At 43.4% G+C, this 9,063-nt stretch carries 16 protein-coding genes and 2 pseudogenes; 13 read left to right on the forward strand and 5 right to left on the reverse strand.

Annotated features, from left to right (window positions below; translation table 11 throughout):
- Positions 1 to 394 precede the first annotated feature (394 nt).
- The 3 genes from K6984_RS18650 to K6984_RS18660 all read left to right on the forward strand — a co-directional run bounded on the left by K6984_RS18650 (position 395) and on the right by K6984_RS18660 (position 2,831).
- Positions 395 to 1,693, forward strand: a complete 1,299-nt coding sequence (locus tag K6984_RS18650) for a transposase (protein ID WP_221894003.1) — start codon at positions 395 to 397, stop codon at positions 1,691 to 1,693.
- Positions 1,693 to 2,463 (forward strand): glycosyltransferase family 2 protein, encoded by a 771-nt coding sequence (locus K6984_RS18655; protein WP_221896878.1) that lies wholly within the window; start codon positions 1,693 to 1,695, stop codon positions 2,461 to 2,463. The genes K6984_RS18650 and K6984_RS18655 overlap by 1 nt, the downstream gene beginning before the upstream one ends.
- Positions 2,464 to 2,609: 146 nt before the next feature.
- Positions 2,610 to 2,831, forward strand: coding sequence for a hypothetical protein (locus K6984_RS18660; RefSeq protein WP_221894859.1), 222 nt, complete (start codon positions 2,610 to 2,612; stop codon positions 2,829 to 2,831).
- Positions 2,832 to 3,010: 179 nt separating this feature from the next.
- Here the strand turns inward: K6984_RS18660 and K6984_RS18665 are convergent, their stop codons facing one another.
- Positions 3,011 to 3,229: a hypothetical protein gene (locus tag K6984_RS18665; RefSeq protein WP_221896879.1), complete on the reverse strand. Its 219-nt coding sequence runs from the start codon at positions 3,227 to 3,229 to the stop codon at positions 3,011 to 3,013.
- An 85-nt stretch (positions 3,230 to 3,314) separates the two neighbouring features.
- Here K6984_RS18665 and K6984_RS18670 point away from each other — a divergent pair, with 85 nt between their 5' ends.
- Positions 3,315 to 3,833, forward strand: coding sequence for an IS110 family transposase (locus K6984_RS18670; protein WP_263458804.1), 519 nt, complete (start codon positions 3,315 to 3,317; stop codon positions 3,831 to 3,833).
- A gap of 41 nt (positions 3,834 to 3,874) precedes the next feature.
- On the opposite strand, the gene K6984_RS34175 is transcribed toward K6984_RS18670, so the two are convergent.
- Positions 3,875 to 4,000 (reverse strand): hypothetical protein, encoded by a 126-nt coding sequence (locus K6984_RS34175; protein ID WP_263458613.1) that lies wholly within the window; start codon positions 3,998 to 4,000, stop codon positions 3,875 to 3,877.
- 57 nt (positions 4,001 to 4,057) lie between these two features.
- Between K6984_RS34175 and K6984_RS18675 the strand changes: the two genes are divergently transcribed.
- The 6 genes and pseudogenes from K6984_RS18675 to K6984_RS18700 all read left to right on the forward strand — a co-directional run bounded on the left by K6984_RS18675 (position 4,058) and on the right by K6984_RS18700 (position 7,720).
- Positions 4,058 to 4,405, forward strand: a complete 348-nt coding sequence (locus K6984_RS18675; protein WP_420831687.1) for a transposase — start codon at positions 4,058 to 4,060, stop codon at positions 4,403 to 4,405.
- A 403-nt stretch (positions 4,406 to 4,808) separates the two neighbouring features.
- Entirely contained in the window at positions 4,809 to 5,117 is a 309-nt protein-coding gene (locus K6984_RS18680) for a hypothetical protein (protein WP_221896880.1), read from the forward strand.
- Positions 5,118 to 5,120: 3 nt separating this feature from the next.
- Positions 5,121 to 5,360: pseudogene (gene apaG / locus K6984_RS18685) on the forward strand (Co2+/Mg2+ efflux protein ApaG); the annotation flags it as partial.
- Between the two features lie 2 nt (positions 5,361 to 5,362).
- On the forward strand, positions 5,363 to 6,187 hold the full coding sequence (locus K6984_RS18690) for a symmetrical bis(5'-nucleosyl)-tetraphosphatase (protein WP_221896882.1): 825 nt from the start codon (positions 5,363 to 5,365) through the stop codon (positions 6,185 to 6,187).
- Positions 6,188 to 6,206: 19 nt separating this feature from the next.
- Positions 6,207 to 6,500 (forward strand): Rho-binding antiterminator, encoded by a 294-nt coding sequence (locus tag K6984_RS18695; protein WP_221896883.1) that lies wholly within the window; start codon positions 6,207 to 6,209, stop codon positions 6,498 to 6,500.
- An 80-nt stretch (positions 6,501 to 6,580) separates the two neighbouring features.
- Positions 6,581 to 7,720 carry a transposase gene (locus K6984_RS18700; protein WP_221896884.1) on the forward strand — a complete coding sequence of 380 codons (1,140 nt, stop codon included), beginning with the start codon at positions 6,581 to 6,583 and terminating at the stop codon, positions 7,718 to 7,720.
- Here the strand turns inward: K6984_RS18700 and K6984_RS18705 are convergent.
- On the reverse strand, positions 7,630 to 7,836 hold the full coding sequence (locus K6984_RS18705; RefSeq protein WP_221896885.1) for a hypothetical protein: 207 nt from the start codon (positions 7,834 to 7,836) through the stop codon (positions 7,630 to 7,632). The two genes, K6984_RS18700 and K6984_RS18705, sit on opposite strands and share 91 nt — an antisense overlap.
- A gap of 27 nt (positions 7,837 to 7,863) precedes the next feature.
- The gene (locus tag K6984_RS34180; protein WP_263458596.1) at positions 7,864 to 7,992 is read right to left on the reverse strand and encodes a hypothetical protein; all 129 of its coding nucleotides are present in this window, start codon (positions 7,990 to 7,992) and stop codon (positions 7,864 to 7,866) included.
- On the opposite strand from K6984_RS34180, the gene K6984_RS18710 reads away from it, so the two are divergent.
- Positions 7,956 to 8,282: a hypothetical protein gene (locus tag K6984_RS18710; RefSeq protein WP_221896886.1), complete on the forward strand. Its 327-nt coding sequence runs from the start codon at positions 7,956 to 7,958 to the stop codon at positions 8,280 to 8,282. The genes K6984_RS34180 and K6984_RS18710 overlap by 37 nt on opposite strands.
- On the opposite strand, the gene K6984_RS18715 is transcribed toward K6984_RS18710, so the two are convergent.
- Positions 8,259 to 8,489 carry a hypothetical protein gene (locus K6984_RS18715; RefSeq protein WP_221894506.1) on the reverse strand — a complete coding sequence of 77 codons (231 nt, stop codon included), beginning with the start codon at positions 8,487 to 8,489 and terminating at the stop codon, positions 8,259 to 8,261. The two genes, K6984_RS18710 and K6984_RS18715, sit on opposite strands and share 24 nt — an antisense overlap.
- Here K6984_RS18715 and K6984_RS18720 point away from each other — a divergent pair.
- The gene (locus K6984_RS18720; protein WP_221896887.1) at positions 8,446 to 8,598 is read left to right on the forward strand and encodes a hypothetical protein; all 153 of its coding nucleotides are present in this window, start codon (positions 8,446 to 8,448) and stop codon (positions 8,596 to 8,598) included. The two genes, K6984_RS18715 and K6984_RS18720, sit on opposite strands and share 44 nt — an antisense overlap.
- 151 nt (positions 8,599 to 8,749) lie before the next feature.
- A pseudogene (locus tag K6984_RS18725) lies at positions 8,750 to 9,063 on the forward strand (hypothetical protein); the annotation flags it as partial.

A 9,063-nucleotide genomic window follows, 5' to 3' on the forward strand; every position in this document is an offset into this window, starting at 1 on the left:
TAACCTAACTCTAACAATTCTGCACATCGCACAGCAGCTTTTACTCTGAGCTATAAATAATTAATGAAACTTTCAATCGTACTTCCTGCAAAAAACGAAGCAAAAAATATCACCGCTGTATTACAGAACATACAAGCGCAGAAACTTAATGCGGAAATATTCATCAGTGTTCCCATTGAAAGAAGAAGTACCTAAACAAAGCAGCCTATAACCTACCTGAAGGTAGCACCACTCGAATATTTCCATCTTTTTGATTTTAATCACTTATAACAGCAAATAGACACTCTGTAGGCACCGTAAAAAAACAACAAATAATTTCAAATAAAGCTTGCAATTGCCGAAAAAATTTTTCTAAAAATTTCCGTTTTAATCACCTCATAAACGGATATCACCCATGCTTAAAGACCTACCACTCTCTGAACATATTCACCAACACTGCAATGAAAGTATGGAACGTGCCCTGTTAGCAGAGCGTCATCCTTTGTGGGCTCGTTCATGCCCAGAGTTGAAGGATATCGACTTTATTCGCCTTGGGTTATTACGCTGTATCAGTGTAGTCGATAGTGGTCGCCATTTCCTCCAAACCAATGAACAGATTTATGGCCAGCTGCTTCCCCACTCAACGTATTTTAAATCACTGAAGTCGCATAGACGAACAAGTATGCTTGAGGCATTTGAACAGCAGAGCTACCATCTTCACTCTGAAACACTGCTATCGCAAGGCATTGATTATCTTAAAGCATTCCCAGAACTTGACGAATACACCATAGAAGCAGCGGATGGACATTTTATTGATCATGCCTGCCATACTGAAAAAAACAGCAAGGGGAAAGTTTATGCGGCCGGGGGGATTTACGCGTTGAATCTCAGAAGTGGGTTGCTCAGATTTCTTTGTCTGGTGACAAACGGAACTCAGAGGCATCAAGAAATACCTGTGTTACGAGATCATATTGAAAAGCAAAACAAGGGAAATAACAGCTCTCAGAAACATCTCTATGTCTACGATAAAGCCGTCACCGACTTTGTCTGGTGGGATCGGCAGAAACGACATGCTAATTACATGATTTCAATGCTAAAAGAAAATTCAATTGCGACTCTGGTTGAGTCTATCCCTTTTGACTCCCGCCATGAGATCAATACAGGGGTTGAAGCATACAGTGTGTACGAAAACAAGGGCATCAAATTTAACGTGGTGGATTACCGTGATCCAGAAACCGGAAAACTTCACCGGTTTGTGACAACCTTGCCAATGACTATTAACCCTGGAACCATTGCCATGCTGTATTTCAAGCGATGGACGATTGAAAAGACATTCAATAACACTAAAAGTAATTTCAAGGAAACTAAAGCTTGGTCTTCCAATACCCGCTCACTTGAAAATCAAATGCGCCTGACTGCAATGAGCTATAATTTAATGCGCGTATTTGAAGAGATTTCAAAAACACAACAGCCAGAATTGATTCATCCATCGGATAAAAAATATAGCGAGGCTCTGGAGATAAGGCAGCAACAGGCTCAAAAACGAGATCGTTTTGTGAATCCATTATTTTTCCAGGCAAGAATATCTCGTATCAGCTCGTATACCATTCGGGCAGTTCAAAACGCAATAATAACAGGAATGTCTTTACAGTGCTTTATGAGCTCTCTTGTGGCGAGGTTAGTTTCACGGCCTCAATTGATAGGGGAACACTGATGGAAATATTAGTTATTAACGATGGCTCTACTGATAATACGGCTGAATTAGCGCGACAGGCGGGCGCAAAAGTCATCACCCACCCGTACTGCCAGGGTAACGGCGCAGCGATTAAAACCGGCGCCAGAAATGCAACAGGCGATGTGATCATATTTATGGATGGTGATGGTCAGCATAATCCAGTCGATATTCCCATGTTTCTGCAAAAAATGGACGAAGGCTATGACATGGTTGTCGGAGCCAGAAATGCAAAATCTCAGGCGTCGCTATTCAGGCGTATTGGCAATGCCTTTTATAATCGTTTTGCAAGCATCATGACCGGGCACAAAATTGATGACCTGACATCAGGATTTCGTGCTGTTAAAAAAGATAAATTCAAGAAATTCCTCTACCTGTTACCCAACGGCTTTTCCTACCCGACCACCAGTACCATGGCTTTTTTTCGCTCGGGATTTCCGGTAGCCTATGTGCCAATACATGCCGGACAGCGTAAAGGGAAAAGCCATATACGCATATTCAGAGACGGCACTCGCTTCTTTATTATCATTCTGCGTATCGGTTCATTATTTTCCCCGATGCGCTTATTCCTGCCAGTCAGCATTACCCTGTTCTTACTCGGCATGGGGTATTATGGTTATACATTCACCACACAGCACCGGTTTACCAATATGAGCGCACTCTTGCTCAACACCTCGGTCATTACCTTCTTAATGGGCTTTCTCTCCGAACAGGTTTCCGCCCTACATTATCGACATGCAGAGGATGACTAACCTCCCCCTTAGTCTAATACTGCTTACTTAAGAGATTATTTCTTAAATTTCAATGAGGTAGACTGTAGGCTGATGATATGTACTCCTCTCCCACCAACAGTGTATAATGCACCTAAGAGTAATAACGGAGCAAAGAGGAGCCCGACATGAATAATAGCGTAATTGGATTGGATATAGCAAAAAATATTTTTCACATGTATACATTTGATGAAAAAAAATCACAACCTGTTAAGAAAAAGCTAAAACGAGCTGAGCTTTTAATATTTTTTGCAAATTATCCAGTGAGCTTAATTGGAATAGAAGCCTGTGGCGGAGCTCATCACTGGGCAAGAGAGTTAACTAAACAACTGAAGTTTCCCAATTATTGAGTAGCTGAAATACACAATGCTGGTGTATCGAGGTTTATTTTAGGTGGTTTTGCCATGTTTATAGCAAACCCCTACTTAATTCCCCTTAGGCAATAGCATTTGAAACGAATGAAAAGACTATTTTTTTCATATAGTTGCAGCATAGTTTCAATTTTACCATAAATAATTATTGGGAAACTTCAGCTAACGCTGAAAATCATGGAAACGGAGCTTAGCGAAGTGGTGATTTTTAGTCCCTGATAGGCGACAGGGCAATTCGCTGATTCGACGTGTGCTAGCAGCACGCGAGAGGAGCAAGAATTGCATTCCGAATAGCCGTCCAGCCAGTGAGGTAGTAATGACGAAGCGGCTTTTGTGCGTAGTCGTTGCGGACGCAGGGCGTTCAGGGCATCTCCCATCCGCTGCGTAGGTGAGCGAATTATGGCGACAGGAGTCCCGGAATTTCGTGAGGTAGCATGGCGCGCCTGACAAGGGCATGAAGTCATTTTTCTTAATGCCCGTTATGTAAAGGGTTTTGTGGTGGGGAACAAAAATGACTTTAATGATGCCGCTGCTATATTTGATGCGGTTACCCGTCCAAATAAGCGCACAGTGTCGATAAAAACGATTGAACAGCAAGACATTCAACTTGTTCATAGAATACGTGAAGGCCTTGTTGGCAAACGTACTGCGCTGGTTAATCAAGTGCGAGGGCTACTCAGTGAAAGAGGCATTGTTATTCCTAAAGGTATAAAGAAAGTAAGAGTAGAATTACCGTTGATTTTAGAAGATAGCGACAATGATTTGACTGATTTAAGTCGGGAAATGTTTGCTGAGCAATATGAAAAACTAGTTGCACTAGATGAAGAGATTAAACAACAGGACAGACGTATTAGCCGGCTATGTAATAGCAATCAGTTAAGCCAGCGTTTTCTTGATGTGCCAGGTATTGGGGCAATAACAGCACACCATCATTCGCTTAAAATCAGGGAAACGGAGCCTAAGCGGAGTGATGATTTTTAGTCCCTGGTAGGCGACAGGGCAATTCGCTGATCCGAAGTGCGCTAGTAGCGCGCGAGGGAGGCAAGAATTGCATTCCGAATAGCCGTCCAGCCATTTGAGGTAGTCTTAACGGAGCAGGGTTTTGTGCGTAGTTGAGACGGACGCAGGGCGACCAGGGCATCTCCCATTCGCTGCGTAGGCGAATGAATGTTGGTGACAGGAGTCCCAGAATGTTGTGAGGTAGCATGGCGCGCCTGGCCTCAGACATAGGGACAGGTAAAAGCTATCAGAGTAGCCGAGATTATGCAGCTAGCTTAGGGATTGTTCCGAGACAACATAGCAGTGGTGATAATCAGGTTTATTTAGGAATTAGTAAGCGAGGTAACCGCTATATTCGTACGATGTTAATTCATGGAGCACGATCGGTGTTAAAGCACTGTAGTGGTAAAAAAGATAAATTAAGCCTATGGCTACAAGCACTCATTGAGCGGCGTGGATTTAATAAAGCCGCCGTTGCGCTGGCCAATGAAAATGCCCGAATACTGTGGGCGATGGCGAGTCAGGATAAAGAATATGATGCAGCTCTGACATAGTTAGAGTGCATAAGCAGGGTTACCCACCCTTTGCCCACCGACTGCGAGCTAGGAGGGCTCTTCGTCTGTGGACAAAGCGTGGATAACCCTGAGATAACCGAGTAACCAAGATTGCGGAGGCAAGTTAACCAATATTGATGACAACAACAGGTCAGACCGATACTTTTACAGAACCCGTGCAACCCAGAGAGTCCATTGCGAGACCGTTAGGCTGGTAGGGTCAAAAAGTATGCGAATAGATTCATCAGGAGTCCTGAGGCAAAAAAGCCTCTGTTAGAGACCGAATATATGGCTGCAATCTTGTTCACTGTTATTAGCATCTGAAAAGACATTCAATAACACTAAAAGTAATTCCAAGGAAACTAAAGCTTGGTCTTCCAATACCCGCTCACTTGAAAATCAAATGTGCCTGACTGCAATGAGCTATAATTTAATGCGCGTGTTTGAAGAGATTTCAAAAACACAACAGCCAGAATTGATTCATCCATCGGATAAAAAATATAGCGAGGCTCTGGAGATAAGGCAGCAACAGGCTCAAAAACGAGATCGTTTTGTGAATCCATTATTTTTCCAGGCAAGAATATCTCGTATCAGCTCGTATACCATTCGGGCAGTTCAAAACGCAATAATAACAGGAATGTCTTTACAGTGCTTTATGAGCTCTCTTGTGGCGAGGTTAGTTTCACGGCCTCAATTGATAGGGGAACACTGATGCAGTCGGCACTGGTTGATTACCGATGCCAATGGCAAGGTTGAAGAAGTGCGTGGAGCAGGGGTAATCGGTAAAACACCTTATCTAAAGCCGGGCGAGGCCTTTACTTACACCAGTGGGGCATTAATCGAAACATCCGTTGGGGTGATGCAGGGAGAGTACACTATGCGCTCCGATTCAGGAGAAAATTTTACCGCAGCTATACCCAGGTTTACTTTGTCTATCCCCAGAACTTTGCACTAAACATGGCTATATACGCAATTGGCGATGTGCAGGGGTGCTTTGATGACTTGTTGCGCTTATTAGACAAGATTGATTTTAATAAGAAATCGGATCAACTCTGGTTTGTCGGCGATTTAGTTAATCGCGGGCCAAAATCATTAGAAACCCTGCGCTTTATTAAATCACTTGGTAAATCAGCTATTTGCGTATTGGGAAACCACGACCTACACTTACTGGCGGTTGCTTATAAACACTCGCCTATCCGAGCCAAAGACACTTTAACTCCGATACTGGATGCTAAGGATAAAAACGAATTATTAGACTGGCTAAGACACCAGCCTTTATTCCATTACAATGATGACTTTTGCTTGTTACATGCCGGTTTGCCACCGCAATGGGACTTTGCCACAGCAAAGAAAATGGCTGCAAAAGTGGAGCAGGCGTTACGCGGGGATAAATACACCACGTTTTTTAAACATATGCATGGAAATAAGCCTGTGCTGTGGAGCAATAAGTTAACGGGCTATGCTCAATTGCGCTTTATTGTGAACTGCTTTACTCGCATGCGCTTTTGTGATCAAAACGGGCACCTGGATTTTAAATATAGCGGCAAGCTGGGCGACCAACCTGAGCATTTAATGCCATGGTTCGATTTACCTAATAGAAAAAATGCGCAGCTGAAGATCATTTTTGGCCACTGGTCTGCATTGGGCTATCATCACTCAAATAATACCTATGCTATTGACACTGGCTGTTTGTGGGGTGGAGAGCTAACCGCTTTAAAACTGGGTACAAAAATGCAAAGAATCAGCATCGCCTGCAAAGGCTATCAAGTACCGAATAAATAACCCTGTAAGCTAACTGAAAATGCCGCAAGCCCGTACTATTTCATGTGCGTTACATGACTATATTGAAGTTTCCTGCCTGTATGGCTATCAGGTAAAATTGCTATTGCATGATAAGCAAACCATTACCGGCAAGGCGGTTGATATAATAAGCAGTGCTGAAAAACGTGAATATTTGCTGCTGGAATCTCTGCCACCTATAAAAATAGAACTAACTGAAATTAAGCAATTACAGGTATTGATGCCAGGGGCGAAATTTCAAACGCTGAAAATCATGGAAACGGAGCTTAGCGAAGTGGTGATTTTTAGTCCCTGATACTCGATGTTCAAGTTTTTGATATTGAGAAGGTAAAATCAGGTATTCTGAGGTTGTTGTAATTTTATCGGTGTAAGCCCATGTTAATGAATGCCCCAGCCACCTTTATCCAAAGCTATATTGACGATTTAAATGATGCGCTCAATCAGCTAAAACCCGGAGCCGCTTTGACACGGATTCAAGCCGCTTGGTTGGGCACTTGTTTAACGTGCATACTGCTAATGAACTCTGTTTGCTGGGCTAAGTTTGAGCGAGCAAGCCTTGGAGATTGCAAAGTAGCCGCATTATCCTGGGTGTTTCGTAAAGCAAGTATACCCTGGGACTGGTTGCTACGGGTGAGTGTGGTCTTAATTTTAAAACGTTATGGCATTACTGAAGGTGTGTTGGCCTTTGATGAATCAGACCGAGCACGATCTAAGTCTACAAAACGTATTTATAAGGTTTACAAGCAGAAACACAAAGGCTCCGGCGGGTATGTTAATGGACAAACGATAGTATTATTGCTGCTAGTTACCTCATCCATTACAGTGCCTGTCGGTTTTTTCTTTTATATGCCGGATCCAGCCTTAAAGCAGTGGGATAAAGAAGATAAACGGTTGAAAAAGAGCGGTATAGCAAGAAAAGATCGGCCTATTAAGCCTGAACGTGACAGTGCCTACCCGACCAAAACAGAGATTGCATTAGGCTTATTAAAAGAGTTTAAAGTTGCGCATAGCCTGATTAAAATTAAAGGCGTACTGGCTGATGCGCTGTATGGTGAAAAAGCCTTTATGGACGAAGCCGCTAAAGAATCTGGAGGCTCGCAGGTGATTAGCCAATTACGTAAAAACCAAAATATTGAATATAGAGGTAGAATAAGGTCAGTCGAGAGCTACTTTAATTCGATTAACAAAGGCATTGATCAGATAATACGTGTACGTGGCGGCAAAGAGTTTAAAGTGACTGTCAGCAGTGCACGATTAAAGGTGAGTTCTCACAGTAAAAAACGCTTTGTCATTGCCTTAAAATATGACGGTGAAAACGACTACCGCTATTTAGTGGCGACAGACCTGACTTGGCGCACACAAGATATTATTCAAGCCTATACGTTGAGATGGCTGATTGAGGTTTTCTTTGAGGACTGGAACCTTTATGAAGGATGGGGGCGTGAGGCCAAACAATTAGATGAAGAGGGGTCAAGCCGTGGCCTGATTCTGAGTCTTTTGTTTGACCATCGCTGAAAATCAGGGAAACGTAGCCTAAGCGAAGTGATGATTTTTAGTCCGCGATAGCCGTAGGGCCGTTGTTTTTTCGGAGTCTGAGCGTTAGCGAAGGTGGAGACAAAATAAAAGGCCATCCGACACGGCGTCAAGTCATTTGGAGCCTATGTTCCGACCCCTTGTTGGGTCGGGACGAGGTGGCGAGGACGAATCGGGGCCGCCGGAGGCATAAGTGGTCGCGTTAAGTTTTTGCTGCTTGCTTGGGCTGGGATGCCCAAAACAAGCTTTCGCAAAAATAGCGACTCCCCGATGCCTTCTCCTTCACCCAGAGCAAATAGCCCGCATTGAAAGCAAACTACCTGCGTATACCGTAGGAAGCTTACAGCGCAAGTCTCAAATGGATGTACTGCTTGAGTTCATCACGTCATTGCTAGAGTTTCCAGATCCTGGTGATAAGCTGAAAGAGTTAGGTGAATTAATAAAGGATGTGTTTCAACTGATGCCATCAGGAAAACATATGATTGGCAGAGATTTAGGGCGCTTAGGGTCAACAGCATCATTAAAGTATTGTTCTGCTGGGTGAAGGTAAGAGTTTGATGGCAATGGGATGGAAAAACTTGAACATCGAGTGATAGGCGACAGGGCAATTCGCTGATTCGACGTGTGCTAGCAGCACGCGAGAGGAGCAAGAATTGCATTCCGAATAGCCGTCCAGCCAGTGAGGTAGTAATGACGAAGCGGCTTTTGTGCGTAGTCGTTGCGGACGCAGGGCGTTCAGGGCATCTCCCATCCGCTGCGTAGGTGAACGAATTATGGCGACAGGAGTCTCGGAATTTCGTGAGGTAGCATGGCGCGCCTGTAAGTGTATAATGTGTATCAAAACTGAAGTTTCCCAATAATTATTTATGGTAAAATTGAAAATATGCTACAACTATATGAAAAAAATAGTCTTTTCATTCGTTTCAAATGCTATTTCCTAAGGGGAATTAAGTAGGGGTTTGCTATAAACATGGCAAAACCACCTAAAATAAACCTCGATACACCAGCATTGTGTACTTCAGCTACTCAATAATTGGGAAACTTCAGTTAAAGACTAAAGGCGTTGATATCAAGGAGCAGGAGCCTGCTGAAGCTCAGTGGCAATATGACAGTATTGAACTAACAGCTTTTGTAAAAAAAGGCGAAACAGTTGGAGTTAATGCAGCTGGAGAGTTATCCGGCGATGCGGCTGATTTACATGCCGCCCGTGAAATGCTGATCTATGCAGCTAAAGGCCTGGGTGCATTATTAGAGCATATACAGGTGCTGGGTGTTTATGAGCCAGAACTATATGTGTTTATGCACGAAGCCGTTGCCTATACTTT

The organism is Bathymodiolus japonicus methanotrophic gill symbiont (assembly GCF_019721995.1).
Classification (GTDB): domain Bacteria; phylum Pseudomonadota; class Gammaproteobacteria; order Methylococcales; family Methylomonadaceae; genus Methyloprofundus.